At 71.3% G+C, this 14,842-nt stretch carries 13 protein-coding genes; 9 read left to right on the forward strand and 4 right to left on the reverse strand.

All coding sequences use genetic code 11. From position 1 onward, the window contains the following. Window positions 1-78: 78 nt before the first annotated feature. Window positions 79-756, forward strand: a complete 678-nt coding sequence (locus CG740_RS07795; protein WP_100574199.1) for a response regulator transcription factor — start codon at window positions 79-81, stop codon at window positions 754-756. A 13-nt stretch (window positions 757-769) separates the two neighbouring features. Further along, on the forward strand, window positions 770-2,041 hold the full coding sequence (locus tag CG740_RS07800; protein WP_100574200.1) for an ATP-binding protein: 1,272 nt from the start codon (window positions 770-772) through the stop codon (window positions 2,039-2,041). A 100-nt stretch (window positions 2,042-2,141) separates the two neighbouring features. Here the strand turns inward: CG740_RS07800 and CG740_RS07805 are convergent, their stop codons facing one another. Then, window positions 2,142-2,645, reverse strand: a complete 504-nt coding sequence (locus CG740_RS07805) for a GtrA family protein (protein ID WP_100574201.1) — start codon at window positions 2,643-2,645, stop codon at window positions 2,142-2,144. Window positions 2,646-2,802: 157 nt separating this feature from the next. Between CG740_RS07805 and CG740_RS07810 the strand changes: the two genes are divergently transcribed. From CG740_RS07810 to CG740_RS07825, 4 genes are all read left to right on the forward strand, one after another. Then, on the forward strand, window positions 2,803-3,954 hold the full coding sequence (locus CG740_RS07810; RefSeq protein ID WP_324901069.1) for a 5-(carboxyamino)imidazole ribonucleotide synthase: 1,152 nt from the start codon (window positions 2,803-2,805) through the stop codon (window positions 3,952-3,954). After that, complete coding sequence (purE, locus tag CG740_RS07815; RefSeq protein ID WP_100574202.1) at window positions 3,951-4,490, forward strand: 5-(carboxyamino)imidazole ribonucleotide mutase; 540 nt, start codon at window positions 3,951-3,953, stop codon at window positions 4,488-4,490. The genes CG740_RS07810 and purE overlap by 4 nt, the downstream gene beginning before the upstream one ends. Before the next feature lie 5 nt (window positions 4,491-4,495). Further along, complete coding sequence (locus CG740_RS07820) at window positions 4,496-5,701, forward strand: dipeptidase (protein WP_100574203.1); 1,206 nt, start codon at window positions 4,496-4,498, stop codon at window positions 5,699-5,701. Window positions 5,702-6,211: 510 nt separating this feature from the next. Beyond that, window positions 6,212-7,351, forward strand: coding sequence for a dipeptidase (locus tag CG740_RS07825; protein WP_100574204.1), 1,140 nt, complete (start codon window positions 6,212-6,214; stop codon window positions 7,349-7,351). A 9-nt stretch (window positions 7,352-7,360) separates the two neighbouring features. Here CG740_RS07825 and CG740_RS07830 read toward each other — a convergent pair whose 3' ends face one another. Beyond that, window positions 7,361-8,686 carry a UDP-glucose dehydrogenase family protein gene (locus tag CG740_RS07830; RefSeq protein WP_100574205.1) on the reverse strand — a complete coding sequence of 442 codons (1,326 nt, stop codon included), beginning with the start codon at window positions 8,684-8,686 and terminating at the stop codon, window positions 7,361-7,363. Window positions 8,687-8,895: 209 nt separating this feature from the next. Between CG740_RS07830 and CG740_RS07835 the strand changes: the two genes are divergently transcribed. After that, window positions 8,896-10,071: an acyl-CoA dehydrogenase family protein gene (locus CG740_RS07835; RefSeq protein ID WP_267895393.1), complete on the forward strand. Its 1,176-nt coding sequence runs from the start codon at window positions 8,896-8,898 to the stop codon at window positions 10,069-10,071. 78 nt (window positions 10,072-10,149) lie between these two features. Here the strand turns inward: CG740_RS07835 and CG740_RS07840 are convergent, their stop codons facing one another. Beyond that, window positions 10,150-11,448 (reverse strand): LCP family protein, encoded by a 1,299-nt coding sequence (locus CG740_RS07840; RefSeq protein WP_100574301.1) that lies wholly within the window; start codon window positions 11,446-11,448, stop codon window positions 10,150-10,152. A 118-nt stretch (window positions 11,449-11,566) separates the two neighbouring features. Between CG740_RS07840 and CG740_RS07845 the strand changes: the two genes are divergently transcribed. Then, window positions 11,567-12,091 carry an acyl-CoA thioesterase gene (locus CG740_RS07845; protein ID WP_100574207.1) on the forward strand — a complete coding sequence of 175 codons (525 nt, stop codon included), beginning with the start codon at window positions 11,567-11,569 and terminating at the stop codon, window positions 12,089-12,091. Between the two features lie 56 nt (window positions 12,092-12,147). Here CG740_RS07845 and CG740_RS07850 read toward each other — a convergent pair whose 3' ends face one another. Beyond that, window positions 12,148-13,644: an LCP family protein gene (locus tag CG740_RS07850; RefSeq protein WP_442802810.1), complete on the reverse strand. Its 1,497-nt coding sequence runs from the start codon at window positions 13,642-13,644 to the stop codon at window positions 12,148-12,150. A 121-nt stretch (window positions 13,645-13,765) separates the two neighbouring features. Here CG740_RS07850 and CG740_RS07855 point away from each other — a divergent pair, with 121 nt between their 5' ends. After that, entirely contained in the window at window positions 13,766-14,782 is a 1,017-nt protein-coding gene (locus CG740_RS07855; protein ID WP_100574209.1) for a glycosyltransferase family 2 protein, read from the forward strand. Window positions 14,783-14,842 lie beyond the last annotated feature (60 nt).

Consider the following 14,842-nt stretch of genomic DNA (forward strand, 5'->3'; position numbering starts at 1 on the left):
AACAAGATCGCTCCACAGACCCGCAGGGCGGGTGGATCACCTGACGCATTGTCGCCGCCGCGGACTACCATCACCCCCATGACCCGTGTACTGCTCGCCGAGGACGACGCGTCCATCTCGGAGCCACTGGCCCGCGCCCTGCGCAGGGAGGGTTACGAGGTCGAGGTGCGCGAGGACGGCCCGACCGCCCTCGACGCCGGACTGCAGGGGGGCGCCGACCTGGTCGTGCTCGACCTGGGGCTCCCCGGCATGGACGGCCTCGAAGTCGCCCGGAGGCTGCGCTCCGAGGGACACACCGTCCCCATCCTCGTGCTCACCGCCCGCGCCGATGAAGTGGACACCGTGGTCGGCCTCGACGCCGGTGCCGACGACTACGTGACCAAGCCCTTCCGGCTGGCCGAACTCCTCGCGAGGGTCCGGGCGCTGCTGCGGCGCGGGGCCACCGAGCCGGCGCCCCAGCCCGCCACCCACGGCGTGCGGATCGACGTCGAGTCGCACCGCGCCTGGATGGGCGACGAGGAGCTCCAGCTCACCGCCAAGGAGTTCGACCTGCTGCGGGTCCTGGTCCGGGACGCGGGCCGGGTGGTGACCCGCGATCAGCTGATGCGCGAGGTCTGGGACACCACCTGGTGGTCCTCGACCAAGACGCTCGACATGCACATCTCGTGGCTGCGCAAGAAGCTCGGCGACGACGCGGCCAACCCGCGCTACATCGCCACCGTCCGCGGAGTCGGCTTCCGCTTCGAGAAGAGTTAGAGCACCTCCGCACATGCGCCGTCGGCTGATCAACTCCACACTCGCGGTCGTTCTCGTGGTGATCGCGGTCTTCGGCGTCTCCCTCGTCATCGTCGAGACCCGGACCATCAGCAGCAGTGCCCAGGAGAGCGTCAACTCTGAGGCGCTGCGGCTGGTGTCCGTCGTCGACAGCCGCACCCTGGCGAACGAGACGATCAACACGCAGGTCCTGAACGAACAGATCGACCCCAAGCGCTACGCCCGCATCGCCATCCCCGGCCGCCCGGTGATGGAGATCGGGCAGAAGCCCGAGGGCACGGTCATCAAGGGCACCGCCGTGGGCGAGCGCGGCGAGTCCGTCCTGGTCGAGGAGTCCCGCTCCACGGTCACCAAGGAGGTCGGGCGCACGCTGCTGATCATCGGCGCGGTCGCCCTGCTCGCCATCGTGTCCGCGGTACTCCTCGCCGTACGCCAGGCCAACAGGCTGGCCTCCCCGCTCACCGACCTCGCCGAGACCGCCGAGCGGCTCGGCTCGGGCGACCCGCGCCCGCGGCACAAGCGGTACGGGGTGCCCGAGCTGGACCGGGTCGCCGATGTGCTCGACTCCTCGGCCGACCGGATCGGCCGGATGCTCACGGCGGAGCGGCGCCTCGCGGCGGACGCCTCGCACCAGTTGCGTACGCCGCTGACCGCACTGTCCATGCGCCTGGAGGAGATCGCCCTCACCGACGACCTCGACACGGTCAAGGACGAGGCCACGATCGCGCTCACCCAGGTCGAGCGGCTCACCGACGTGGTGGAGCGGCTCCTCACCAACAACCGTGATCCGCGCACCGGTTCGGCCGTGGTCTTCTCGCTCGACGAGGTCGTCAAGCAGCAGTTGGAGGAGTGGCGCCCGGCCTACCGCGGCGAGGGCCGCGCGATCGTGCGCTCCGGCAAGACCGGCCTCAAGGCGGTCGGCACCCCCGGCGCGGTCGCCCAGGTGCTCGCCGCGCTGATCGAGAACTCCCTGATGCACGGCGGCGGCACGGTCGCGGTGCGCACCCGCGTCACCGGCAACCAGGCCGTGGTCGAGGTCACCGACGAGGGCCCCGGAGTGCGGCCCGACCTGGGTGCGCGGATCTTCGAGCGGACCATCAGCGGCCGCAACTCCACGGGCATCGGCCTCGCGGTCGCCCGTGACCTGGCGGAGGCCGACGGGGGCCGCCTTGAGATGCTCCAGCAGCAGCCGGCCGTGTTCGCGCTCTTCCTCAGCCGCGAGGCGCGCGGGCACCGGGAGCCGGAGCGTACGACGACGATCCGCTGAGAAGCGGAAGCGGCCGGCCGGGCCCCGGGCGCGGCTGAGGGGCCCGCTCGGCGCGTGCGGTCAGCGGGGCGGGCCGCAGATCAGTCAGTGCGGGGGCCGGTCAGTGCTTGGCGGGGACGGCGGGCCGGGGATCGTCGAGAAACGATTCGGCCGTCTGTACTGCCTCCCGGGCCGGGAGGGCGCGGAACACCCAGGTGCGGTAGGACCAGAACCGGAACAGCGTGCCCAGCCCGATGCCGAGGAACTTGAAGAAGTTGTTCTGCCACGGGCTGTTCCACTCGAAGCCGTACGTGGCCACGTACAGGATGCCGTTCTCGATCACCGCGCCGACCACGCTGAACAGCAGGAACAGCGTGAGTTCACGGGCCCGGCCGCTCTTCTCGCGGTCCCGGTAGGCGAAGTAGCGGAAGCCCACGTAGTTGAACGCGATCGCGATCGCGGTGGCCAGCAGGCTGGCCCGCACCACCTGGAGGTCGGTGGCGTGCCGCAGCAGGTTGAAGGCGCCCATGTTCACGAGCACCCCGAGACCGCCCACGGCGCCGAATTTGGCGACCTCGCGGACGAGCAGTCGCAGTCGCGATGGCGACGCGCCCTGTGCACTCATGGTGATCGCCCAGCCCCGTCCGAGTCGGTGTGCTTTTCGTGCCAGTCAACCCGCCCATGCTAACCACCCCCCCTGTGCATTGCCCGTGGGCACCCGGATTCCGCGCACCGGAACCCGGCCCTGGAGGGCCCGCGGGGGTGGCGGATACCCTGGAGGCGTGACGTTCCCGGTAGTCGGCATGGTCGGCGGCGGTCAGCTCGCCCGCATGACCCACGAGGCGGGTATCCCCCTCGGCATCAGATTCAAGCTCCTCAGTGACACCCCGCAGGACTCGGCGGCCCAGGTGGTGAGCGAGGTCGTCGTCGGCGACTATCGCGACCTGGACACGCTGCGTGACTTCGCGCGCGGCTGTGACGTGATCACCTTCGATCACGAACACGTGCCGACCGAGCACCTGCGGGCCCTGGAAGCGGACGGCGTCGCCGTCCGACCGGGGCCCGACGCGTTGGTGCACGCCCACGACAAGGGGGTGATGCGCGCCCGGCTCAGTGCGATCGGCGCGCCCTGCCCCCGCCACCGCATCGTGGCCGACCCCGCGGACGTGAGCGCGTTCGCCGCGGAGGGCGACGGCTATCCCGTCATCCTCAAGACGGTGGTCGGCGGCTACGACGGCAAGGGCGTGTGGTTCGTACGCTCCGAGGCGGACGCGGCCGACGCCTTCAAGGCGGGCGTCGACGTCCTCGCCGAGGAGAAGGTGGACTTCGTACGGGAGCTGGCGGCCAACGTCGTGCGGTCCCCCAGCGACCAGGCCGTGGCCTACCCGGTCGTCGAGTCCCTCCAGGTCGACGGGGTCTGCGACACGGTGATCGCGCCCGCGCCCGACCTCGACGACGAGCTGGCGGGCGAGGCACAGCAGCTCGCCCTGCGCATCGCGTCCGAGCTCGGTGTCGTCGGCCACCTAGCGGTCGAGCTGTTCGAGGTCCGCGACGCCGACGGCGTGCCGGGCATCCTCGTCAACGAGCTGGCGATGCGCCCGCACAACTCCGGCCACTGGACCCAGGACGGCGCGATCACCTCGCAGTTCGCCAACCACGTCCGCGCCGTCCTCGACCTCCCCCTGGGCGACCCGCGCCCGCGGTCGAAGTGGACCGTGATGTGCAACGTGCTCGGCGGCGACTACCCGGACATGTACTACGCGTATCTGCACTGCATGGCCCGCGACCCGCAGCTCAAGATCCACATGTACGGCAAGGACGTGAAGCCGGGCCGCAAGGTGGGACACGTCAACACCTACGGCGACGATCTCGCGGAGGTCCGCGAGCGGGCCCGCCACGCAGCCGACTACCTCAGGGGAACGATCACCGAATGAGCACCACCAGCAACGCCGGTCCGGTCGTCGGCATCGTCATGGGCTCGGACTCCGACTGGCCGGTCATGGAGGCCGCGGCCAAGGCGCTGGACGAGTTCGAGATCCGCTACGAGGTCGACGTCGTCTCCGCGCACCGGATGCCGCGCGAGATGATCGCGTACGGCGAGGAGGCCGCGGGCCGCGGTCTGAAGGCGATCATCGCGGGCGCGGGCGGCGCCGCCCACCTGCCCGGCATGCTCGCCTCCGTGACCCCGCTCCCGGTCATCGGCGTCCCCGTCCCGCTCAAGTACCTGGACGGCATGGACTCGCTGCTCTCCATCGTGCAGATGCCGGCGGGCGTGCCGGTCGCGACCGTCTCGGTCGGCGGGGCGCGCAACGCGGGGCTCCTCGCGGCCCGCATCCTGGCCACCCAGGATCCCGAACTCCTCGCCCGGATGCGGGAGTTCCAGCAGGAGCTGAACGACCAGGCCACCGAGAAGGGCAAGCGGCTGCGGGCGAAGGTCGAGGGTTCGGGCGCCTTCGGATTCGGAAAGTGAGTCCCATGACACCGAAGACACCTGCCGCGCCCCACCTCGACGAAGCCCGCGCGCTGCTCGCCGCGCACCCCGTGGTCGACGGCCACAACGACCTGCCCTGGGCCCTGCGCGCCAAGGCCCGCTACGACCTGGACCGCTGCGACCTGGCGACCGACCTGACCGGCCGCACCCACACCGACCTCAAGCGGCTGCGGGCCGGCGGGGTCGGGGCGCAGTTCTGGTCCGTCTACGTGCGGACCGATCTGGCGGGCGACGAGGCGGTCAGCGCGACCCTGGAGCAGATCGACTGCGTCGACCAGATGCTGGCGCGCTACCCCGGCGACCTGGCGCCCGCACGGACGGCGGACGACATGGAGAAGGCCCGCGCCGAGGGCCGCATCGCCTCGCTCAAGGGCGCCGAGGGCGGCCACTCGATCAACAACTCCCTCGCCACGCTGCGCGCGCTGCACGCGCTCGGCGTGCGGTACATGACCCTGACCCACAACGACAACCTCGCCTGGGCGGACTCGGCGACGGACGAGCCGAACGTGGGCGGGCTCTCGCCGTTCGGGCACGAGGTCGTGCGCGAGATGAACCGCGTGGGCATGCTGGTGGACCTCTCGCACGTGGCGGCGACGACGATGCGGGACGCTCTGTCGACGTCGGTGGCCCCGGTGATCTTCTCCCACTCCTCCGCGCGGGCGATCTGCGACCATCCGCGCAACATCCCGGACGACGTGCTGGCCCAGCTGCCCGGGAACGGCGGCGTGGCGATGGCGACCTTCGTGCCGAAGTTCATCCTGCCGGCGGCGGTGGCGTGGACGCAGTCGGCGGACGAGAACCTGCGGGCGCACGGGCTGCACCACCTGGACACCTCGCCCGAGGCGATGAAGCTGCACGAGGCGTTCGAGGCGGCGAATCCGCGGCCGATCGCCACGGCCGCGACCGTGGCGGACCACCTCGACCACATGCGGGAGGTCGCGGGCGTCGACCACATCGGAATCGGCGGCGACTTCGACGGCACGGCCTTCACCCCGGCCGGCCTGGACGACGTCTCGGGCTACCCGAACCTGGTGGCCGAGCTCCTCTCCCGTCGCTGGTCCCCCGCGGACCTGGCGAAGCTGACGTGGTCCAACGCGGTACGGGTCCTGCGCGACGCGGAGTCGGTCGCGGCGGACCTGTCCGCCCGCCGCGGCCCCTCCAACGCGACCCTGGGGGACCTGGACGGCTAGCCCTCGGGTGCCGTGCCGTGCCGTGCCTTGCGGCGCGGGTCGGCTTCGCCGGGGGTGCGGTGAGGTGCGGGCCGGCTCCGCCGGGGTGCGGTGAGGTGCGGGCCCGTTCCGCCGAGGCGATTGCGCAGTTCCCCGCGCCCCCAACCCCCTTTTCGGCCTCGGACCGTGTGTGGCTGGTCGCGCAGTTCCCCGCGCCCCAAAAGCCTCGGTGCTGGCCGGCAGAGGCATCTTCAGCCCGTCCGGCGATTGAGGACGAGCGCCGTTCAGGCGCGAACGGGGTCTGGGGCGGAGCCCCAGGGTCACTTCAACCCCCGGAGGGTCTAGGGAAGGGGCGGGGTGGGGAATCTCCCGGGGTCTGGGGCGGAGCCCCAGGGGCTGCGAGGTGAGGGGCCGGCAGGGTTTGGGGGCGGAGCCCCCGGGGTCCCCCGAACGCGCCGTCCGCCGTGACCCGCCCGCCCCGCCGTGACACCGTGGCCGTACTGCCGTCACCGCCGAAACCGGGAGCCCGTCATGGCAGATCTGCAGGACGACCCCCAGAACACCTCGGCGGTCGGCGAACTCGACCCGCCCCCCTCCGCGCCCCAGGACCCGGACGACGCCCCGGACACCGCCCCGGACACCGGCGACGACCGCCTCGACCGCGCCCGCGACCTGCTCGCCGCGCACCCCGTGGCGGACGGGCACAACACCCTGGCGAAGGCCCTCGCGCAGGCTCCCTGGCACGACCTGGAGGTCGGGGAGAGCTCGCTCGACACCGACCTGCCCCGGCTCCGGGCCGGCGGTGTCGGCGCGCAGTTCTGGGCGCTGACCTCCGACCCCGGCTGCCCCGACCCGGCCGGCGCCACCCTGGAACGGCTCGACCGGATCCGTACCCTGGTCGCCGCCTCCCCCGAGTGGCTGCGCCTCGCGCTGACCGCCGGAGACCTGGCCGACGCCCGCAACTGCGGCCGCATCGCCTCGTTCCTCGGCCCCGTCGCGGCCCACGCCCTCGGCAACTCCCTCGGCACCCTGCGGGCGTACCACGTCCTGGGCGTGCGGGCCCTGGCCCTGACCCCGGGCACTCCCTGGACCGAGCCGGGCCTGAGCCGCTTCGGCCTGGAGGTGGTGCGCGAGTCGAACCGGCTGGGGATACTGCTCGACCTCTCCGGCGCCGCCCCCGCCACCTGGCGCCGCACGCTGGACGCCTCGAAGGCGCCCGCGCTGCTGTCGCGTTCGGCGGCGGCCTCACTCACCCAGCACCCCCTGAACGCCTCCGACGACCTGTTGAAGGCGCTGGGCCGGCAGGGCGGGGTCTGTCTGGTGAGCTTCGCCCCGGAGCAGATCGAGCGGGGCGGCACGGGCGTCTCCGTACGCGATGTGGCGGACCACATCGAGCGGGTGCGCGAGGTGGCCGGGCCGACCCACGTGGGGCTCTCGGGGACGTACGGGCTGATCACCGGTGCGCCGCGGACCACCGGCCTGGAGGACGCCTCCTGCTATCCCACCCTGATCGCCGAGCTCCTCGACCGGGGCTGGACCGATTCCGAGGTCGCCGCGCTGACCTGGGAGAACCTCGCCCGGGTGATCCGGGACGTGGAGTTCACGGCCCGGGCGACCGCCCCTCGCAGGGCCGCGTCGAGCGCGACCATCGAGGACCTCGACGGGGTGTAGGCGCGGGCCTCAGGCGCGCGGGCGGCCCATCGCGCGGTAGGTCCAGCCCGCGTCCCGCCACTTGGCCGGGTCGAGCGCGTTGCGCCCGTCCAGGATGATCCGGGTGGCAGCGGCCCCGGCCAGCTCGGCCGGGTCGAGCTCGCGGAACTCGCGCCACTCGGTGAGGTGCAGCACGACGTCGGCGCCGCGTACCGCGTCGAGGGCGGTCGGCGCGTAGCCGAGCGTGGGGAAGAGGCGGCGGGCGTTGTCCATGCCCTTCGGGTCGTACACCGTGACCTGGCCGCCCTGGAGGTGGATCTGCCCGGCGACGTTCAGCGCGGGGGAGTCCCGTACGTCGTCGGAGTCGGGCTTGAAGGTGGCGCCGAGCACCGCGACCCGCTTGCCGAGGAAGGTCTCGCCGCCCACCGCCTCGCGGGCCAGCTCCACCATGTGGCCGCGGCGGCGCATGTTGACCGAGTCGACCTCGCGCAGGAACGTCAGCGCCTGGTCGGCGCCGAGTTCGCCGGCCCGGGCCATGAACGCCCGGATGTCCTTGGGCAGGCAGCCGCCGCCGAAGCCGATGCCGGCCCGCAGGAACTTCTTGCCGATCCGCTCGTCGTGGCCGATGGCCTCGGCCAGCTTCACCACGTCGCCGTCGGCGGCCTCGCACACCTCGGCCATGGCGTTGATGAACGAGATCTTGGTGGCGAGGAAGGAGTTGGCGGCGGTCTTGACCAGTTCGGCCGTCGGGAAGTCGGTCACCACGAACGGCGAGCCCTCGCCGATGGGGCCCGCGTACACCTCGCGCAGCAGCTTCTCGGCCCGCTCGCTCTCCACGCCGACCACGAGCCGGTCCGGGTGCAGGGTGTCATCGACGGCGAAGCCCTCGCGCAGGAACTCCGGGTTCCACGCCAGCTCCACGCCCTCGGGCAGGATCTCGGCGAGCCGGGCCGCCGAGCCGACCGGCACGGTGGACTTGCCGACGACCAGCGCGCCCTCGCGCAGATGCGGGGCGAGCGAGCCGAAGGCGGCGTCGACGTAGCTCATGTCACAGGCGTACTCGCCGTGCTTCTGCGGGGTGTTCACACACACGAAGTGGATGTCGCCGAACGCGCCGACCTCCTCCCAGGAGGTGGTGAAGCGCAACCGCCCGCTCGCGCCCTCGATGCCCTGGACGTGCTTGCGGAGCAGCTCCTCCAGGCCGGGCTCGTACATCGGCACGCGGCCCTGGCCCAGCATCTCGATCTTCTCCGGGACCACGTCCAGGCCGAGCACCTCGAATCCCAGCTCCGCCATCGCCGCGGCATGGGTGGCTCCGAGGTATCCGGTGCCGATCACGGTGATCTTGAGGGCCATGCGGTGCTCCTGGAAGTACGGGCTCGGGAGGCGGGCTCGGGAGGCGGGGCTCGGGCATACGGGCGACAAACGCGCTGCCCGAGCATAGTCGGGCCCGGGCGGGGCCCCTTTTTCGGGCTGTCGCCAAGCTCACGTATGCCTGCGGCCGTATTGGCCCCTAAAATTAGGTTACTTAACGGTAGTTAGCGTCCCTTGGGGAGTGAGAGACCTTGGCCGGAACGGCTGGAAACGCAGGAAACGCAGGGTTCGACCTGTACCGCCCGTCCGAGGAGCACGACATGCTCCGCGACGCCATCCGCTCGCTCTCCGAGGCCAAGATCGGCCCGTACGCGGCCGAGGTCGACGAGCAGGCCCGCTTCCCCCGGGAGGCGCTCGACGCGCTGGTCGCCAACGACCTGCACGCCGTGCACGTGCCGGAGGAGTACGGCGGCGCCGGCGCCGACGCGCTCGCGACCGTCATCGTGATCGAGGAGGTGGCGCGGGTCTGCGCCTCCTCCTCCCTCATCCCGGCCGTCAACAAGCTGGGCTCGCTGCCGGTGATCCTCTCCGGCTCCGAGGAGCTGAAGAAGAAGTACCTGGGCCCGCTCGCCAAGGGCGAGGGCATGTTCTCGTACTGCCTCTCCGAGCCGGACGCCGGTTCGGACGCGGCCGGGATGAAGACGAAGGCCGTCCGGGACGGGGACTTCTGGGTCCTCAACGGCGTGAAGCGCTGGATCACCAACGCCGGTGAGAGCGAGTACTACACGGTCATGGCCGTGACCGACCCCGAGAAGCGCTCGAAGGGCATCAGCGCCTTCGTCGTGGAGAAGTCGGACGAGGGCGTCTCCTTCGGCGCCCCCGAGAAGAAGCTCGGCATCAAGGGCTCCCCGACCCGCGAGGTCTACCTCGACAACGTCCGCATCCCCGCCGACCGCATGATCGGCGAGGAGGGCACCGGCTTCGCGACCGCCATGAAGACCCTGGACCACACCCGCATCACCATCGCGGCCCAGGCCCTCGGCATCGCGCAGGGCGCCCTCGACTACGCCAAGGGCTACGTCCAGGAGCGCAAGCAGTTCGGCAAGGCGATCGCCGACTTCCAGGGCATCCAGTTCATGCTGGCCGACATGGCCATGAAGCTGGAGGCCGCCCGCCAGCTCACCTACTCGGCCGCCGCCAAGTCCGAGCGCCTCGACTCCGACCTGACGTTCTTCGGCGCCGCCGCCAAGTGCTTCGCCTCCGACGTCGCCATGGAGATCACCACCGACGCCGTCCAGCTCCTCGGCGGCTACGGCTACACCCGCGACTACCCGGTCGAGCGCATGATGCGCGACGCCAAGATCACCCAGATCTACGAGGGCACGAACCAGGTCCAGCGGATCGTGATGTCCCGCAACCTGCCGTAGCGGCAAGGCAGTTGAAAGGGCCCGCCCCCGGGTGAACCGGGGGCGGGCCCTTTCGCGCGGCGGTGACGGAAGCCGCCGCTACTTCACCGTCACCTTGTCGTCGTTCTTCAGCTCGTTCACCAGCTGCGTGACCTTCGGCTTGTCCCACAGCAGTGAGGTCTGGGGGCCGTCGCCCGCGACCGGCATGTTCATCGAGAGGCCGTCGCCGCCGGTGATGCCCTTCATCGCCCAGAACATCGAGCCCAGGTCGAACAGGCTCATGTCCTTGTCGACGATCAAGGTGTCCAGGCCGGCGCCCATCACCGGGTACAGCTTGAACGGGTTGAGGATCGTCGTCGGGGTCGCGGTCTGGCTGGCGAGCGCGGAAAGGAACTTCTGCTGGTTCTTCGTGCGCTCCAGGTCACCGGCGGCATATCCGTGCCGGTTGCGGACGAAGGCCAGGGCCTGCTGGCCGTCGAGGGTCTGCTTGCCCTTCTTGAAGTCCGCGCCGGAGTCCTTGTCCTTGATGTCCTGCGGGATGTCGAGCTCGACCCCGCCGACCGCGTCCACGATGTTGGCGAACCCGGCGAAGCCGATCTCCGCGTAGTGGTCGATGTGCAGGCCGGTGTTGGCCTCGATGGTGCGCACGAGCAGCTCGGGGCCGTCGATGGAGAAGGCCGCGTTCAGCTTGTTCTTGCCCGGGGACGGGAACGCCTTGCCGGACTGGGAGCCCTTGAAGCTGGGGATCGTCACCCACGAGTCGCGTGGCAGCGAGACCATCGTGTTCCCGTTGTCGCCGACGTGCAGCAGGATCATCGAGTCCGTGCGCTTGCCGTCGGCCGAGCCGGTGTGCAGCTTCTTCTTCTCGTCGGCGGACATGCCGTCCCGGGAGTCGGAGCCGACGATGAGGTAGTTGGTGCCCTTGCCCGTGTCCGGCCGGTCGATGACCTTGGACAGGTCGACCTCGCGGCGCACCTTGCCGTCCGCCCAGAAGTACGTGGCGACCGAGGTGACCAGGAGCACGGCGACCAGGGCCAGCGCCCCGACGGTGATGCGCTTGCGCCAGTTCGGCGCCGCGCCGGGCCGCCGGGCGCCGCGCCGCGGGCCCTGGGGGCCACCCGGGCCGCCGGGTCCGGCCGGGCCGCGGCCGGCGGGGCTGCCGTAGACATGGCCCTCGCTGTAGCCGCTGTCGTACGAGCCCTGGCCGGGCACGCCCGGGGCGTAGCCGGGCTGCTGTCCGTAGCCGTCGTCGTACGCGGGCTGCTGCTGGGGGACGGGCCGCTGCACGTGCCGCATCCGGCGGGCGCCCTCGGGCTGCGCGGCGGAGCTGCCGCGGCCGTAGGCGTCCTCACCGTTTCCGCGGGCGTTGCCATTGCGGGCGTCGGGCCATTCGTTCATGCGGACCAGCATGCACGGCGGCCCCCGGCGCCCGACAGGGCAGGGGGTATTTCGGAGCAGGGCTGTTGCACAGCTGATGCAATGAGCCGGAAATCGTACGGCGCCTAAAGTAGAACGCATGACTGATCTTCCGGGCAAGCCGACCTCGGCCTCCCGAACCACCCTGAGCCACATCATGACCGGCCACGACACCAACCTCCTGGGCACGGTGCACGGCGGCGTGATCATGAAGCTGGTGGACGACGCGGCGGGCGCGGTCGCCGGACGGCACTCGGGTGGTCCGGCGGTCACCGCGTCGATGGACGAGATGGCGTTCCTCATGCCGGTCAGGGTCGGGGACCTGGTGCATGTGAAGGCCCAGGTCAACTGGACCGGCCGGTCCTCCATGGAGGTCGGCGTACGGGTCCTGGCCGAGCGCTGGAACGAGTCCACCCCGGCCCAGCAGGTGGGCTCCGCCTACCTCGTCTTCGCGGCCGTCGACGCCGACGGCAAGCCCCGCCCGGTGCCGCCGGTGATCCCGGAGACCGAGCGCGACGAGCGCCGCTACCAGGAGGCCCAGATCCGCCGGACCCACCGGCTCGCCCGGCGCCGCGCGATCATGGACCTGCGCGAGAAGCGCGCCGCGGAGGGCCTGGACGACTGACCCGCCCGGAGCCGGGGGGGGCATCGGCCTGCCCTTGATCTGCCCGTACCCGCAGGTCAGGGGCAGACCACCCGGTCGCCGGTGACCGTGCCGAAGTCGCCCTGCGGCTGCTCCTCGGCGCGTACCGGCACGACGTCCTTGAAGTCGGCGCCCGCCGTCACCTTCATCGTGGCGCCGAGCCCCTTGACCGCGCGCAGCTCGCTGCCCGGCAGGGCGAGCGCGAGGGACTTCGCCGAGCGGTCCCAGCGCGGGTCGTACTCGATCAGGGTGCGGCGCATGTCGAGGTTGGCGCTTGCCCGGGGCGCGCCGGTGGTCTTGAAGCCGGTGGCGTGCAGCGCGTCGTCCACCCGGCGGCCGAGCCCGTCGGTGCGGGTCCCGTTGAAGACCTGCACCTTGATCTGGTCCGGGGCGACCTCGACGATCGAGCCCGGCGCCTTCTGCGGCTCCGGCGGCTTCGCGTCCTTGGCGGCCGGTTTCGGGGCGGGCTTCGGCGGGGTGTGCGGGGCCAGCGGCTGGTCGTCGTGGAGCAGCTGGAACAGCTTCTTGGACTTCGCCTCGTCCCACTTCACGGTCGAGCCGATGCCCTTGATCTGCACGCCGAGCTGCCCGAGCGGCACCGTGGTGAAGTCCGACGACGAGGGCGTGAAGCCCTTCATCGCGGCGGTGAAGCTCAGCATCTCCTCGACCCCGAATCCCTCGTCGGCCCGTACCGAGGAGAGCAGGGACTGGGCGACCTCGCGGAACTTCACCGGGTTCAGGAGCACCCCGTTGCTCGTCGCCTTCGCCAGGAGCGCGGCGAGGAAGCGCTGCTGGCGCTGCATCCTGCCGAGGTCGGCGGAGCCGTCGGTGTGCCGGGAGCGGACGTACTGGAGCGCCTCGCCGCCGCCCAGCTGGTGGGTGCCGGCCGTCAGGTCGAGGCCGGTGTAGGAGTCCTTCATGGGGCGTGCCGTGCAGATCTGTACGCCGCCGACCACGTCGACCGTCTTCATGAAACTGGTGAAGTCGACCTCCAGATAGTGGTCGATCTTCAGGCCCGTCATGTTCTCGACGGTGCGCACGGTGAGCGAGGGCCCGCCCTCGGCGTAGGCCGCGTTCAGCTTCACCGGGTGCTGGGGGTGGTGCTGGCCGGTGGCCGCGTCGGTGTGCTCGGGGACCTCGGCGTAGGAGTCGCGCGGCAGGCTCACCACACTGACCCGGTCCCGGTCCGCCGACACGTGCACCATCATGATCGTGTCGGTGCAGTGGCAGGGGGCCCCGCCGAGCCGGTACTTCTGCTTCTCCTCGGGCGTGATCTTGTCCCGCCCGTCGGTGCCGACCAGCAGGATGTTGGTGCCGCGGCTGCCCTGCGGCCGGTTCTTCATGTCCCGGAACGGGTCCACCCGGCCGATCCCGCCGTCCAGGCTGGTCACCACCGCATGGCCGACCCCGCCCGCGCCGAGCACCAGGACGGACAGGGTGGTCGCGAGCCGCATGCCCCAGCGGGGGCGCTCGTCCTGCTGTCTGCTGCGGGGCTTTCCGGGTCGTACGGGGCGCGGGCGGGGCGGCGTGGGCACGGGGACCTCCGCGGGTGCGACAGGGGGATCTTGAGCACCGTAGGCCCATACGATCAGCTACCCCGTGCACCGCCCGGCCGCCGCGCGACCTTGTCCCCCGTTCGCGGTAACGTGACCACCGATGAACGCCACGCCTGCTGTTTCCGTGATCATGCCGGTTCTCAATGAGGAGCGGCATCTGCGCAACTCGGTCCGTCACATCCTGGAGCAGGAGTACGAGGGCGAGATGGAGGTGGTGATCGCGCTCGGCCCGTCCACGGACCGCACCGACGAGATCGCCGCCGAGCTGGTGCGCGAAGACCCCCGCGTCCACACCGTGCCCAACCCCACCGGGCGCACGCCCGCGGCCCTGAACGCAGCCATCGCGGCCTCCCGCCACCCGATCGTGGTGCGCGTCGACGGCCACGGGATGCTGTCGCAGAACTACATCGCCACCGCCGTGCGCCTCCTGGAGGAGACCGGGGCGATGAACGTCGGCGGCATCATGCACGCCGAGGGCGAGAACGCCTGGGAGGACGCGGTCGCCGCCGCGATGACCTCGAAGATCGGCGTCGGCAACGCGGCTTTCCACACCGGAGGCGCCGCCGGACCCGCCGAAACCGTGTATCTGGGTGTCTTCCGCCGCGAGGCCCTGGAGCAACAGGGCGGCTACAACGTGGAGTTCATCCGTGCCCAGGACTGGGAGCTGAACTTCCGGATCAGGGAGGCCGGCGGCCTCATCTGGTTCTCGCCCGAGCTCAAGGTCCAGTACCGGCCGCGCCCTTCGGTGAAGGCGCTCGCCAAGCAGTACAAGGACTACGGGCGTTGGCGCCATGTGGTGGCCCGCTATCACGAGGGCTCCATCAACCTGCGCTATCTGGCGCCGCCGACCGCCGTCTGCGCGATCGCCGCGGGCATCGTGGTGGGCGCGCTGCTCACGCCGTGGGGGTTCGTGGTTCCGGCCGGATACCTGGCCGCGATCGCCGCGGGCTCGCTGCCGGCCGGCAAGGGGCTCTCGCTCAAGGCCCGCGCACAGATCCCGGTGGCCCTGGCCACCATGCACATGTCGTGGGGCTTCGGCTTCCTCACCAGCCCGAAGGCGCTGGCCCGCAAGGTCATCGCGAGCCGCCGCCCGGCCGTGCGGACCACGTCCGTCTGATCCGTAGGAACAACCCGTACGAACGAGCGGACAAAGGGGCGCCCGGTGCTTGAAAGCACC

It is taken from the genome of Streptomyces sp. CB01201 (genome assembly GCF_002803085.1).
In the GTDB taxonomy this organism is placed as follows: domain Bacteria; phylum Actinomycetota; class Actinomycetes; order Streptomycetales; family Streptomycetaceae; genus Streptomyces; species Streptomyces hundungensis.

What these genes read in the sequence shown, in the direction of transcription:
- CG740_RS07795 (WP_100574199.1), top strand. Translation starts at nt 79, where the DNA reads ATGACCCGTGTACTGCTCGCCGAGGACGACGCGTCCATCTCGGAGCCA.
- CG740_RS07800 (WP_100574200.1), top strand. Translation starts at nt 770, where the DNA reads ATGCGCCGTCGGCTGATCAACTCCACACTCGCGGTCGTTCTCGTGGTG.
- CG740_RS07805 (WP_100574201.1), bottom strand. Translation starts at nt 2,645, where the DNA reads ATGAGTGCACAGGGCGCGTCGCCATCGCGACTGCGACTGCTCGTCCGC.
- purE (WP_100574202.1), top strand. Translation starts at nt 3,951, where the DNA reads ATGAGCACCACCAGCAACGCCGGTCCGGTCGTCGGCATCGTCATGGGC.
- CG740_RS07820 (WP_100574203.1), top strand. Translation starts at nt 4,496, where the DNA reads ATGACACCGAAGACACCTGCCGCGCCCCACCTCGACGAAGCCCGCGCG.
- CG740_RS07825 (WP_100574204.1), top strand. Translation starts at nt 6,212, where the DNA reads ATGGCAGATCTGCAGGACGACCCCCAGAACACCTCGGCGGTCGGCGAA.
- CG740_RS07830 (WP_100574205.1), bottom strand. Translation starts at nt 8,686, where the DNA reads ATGGCCCTCAAGATCACCGTGATCGGCACCGGATACCTCGGAGCCACC.
- CG740_RS07840 (WP_100574301.1), bottom strand. Translation starts at nt 11,448, where the DNA reads ATGAACGAATGGCCCGACGCCCGCAATGGCAACGCCCGCGGAAACGGT.
- CG740_RS07845 (WP_100574207.1), top strand. Translation starts at nt 11,567, where the DNA reads ATGACTGATCTTCCGGGCAAGCCGACCTCGGCCTCCCGAACCACCCTG.
- CG740_RS07855 (WP_100574209.1), top strand. Translation starts at nt 13,766, where the DNA reads ATGAACGCCACGCCTGCTGTTTCCGTGATCATGCCGGTTCTCAATGAG.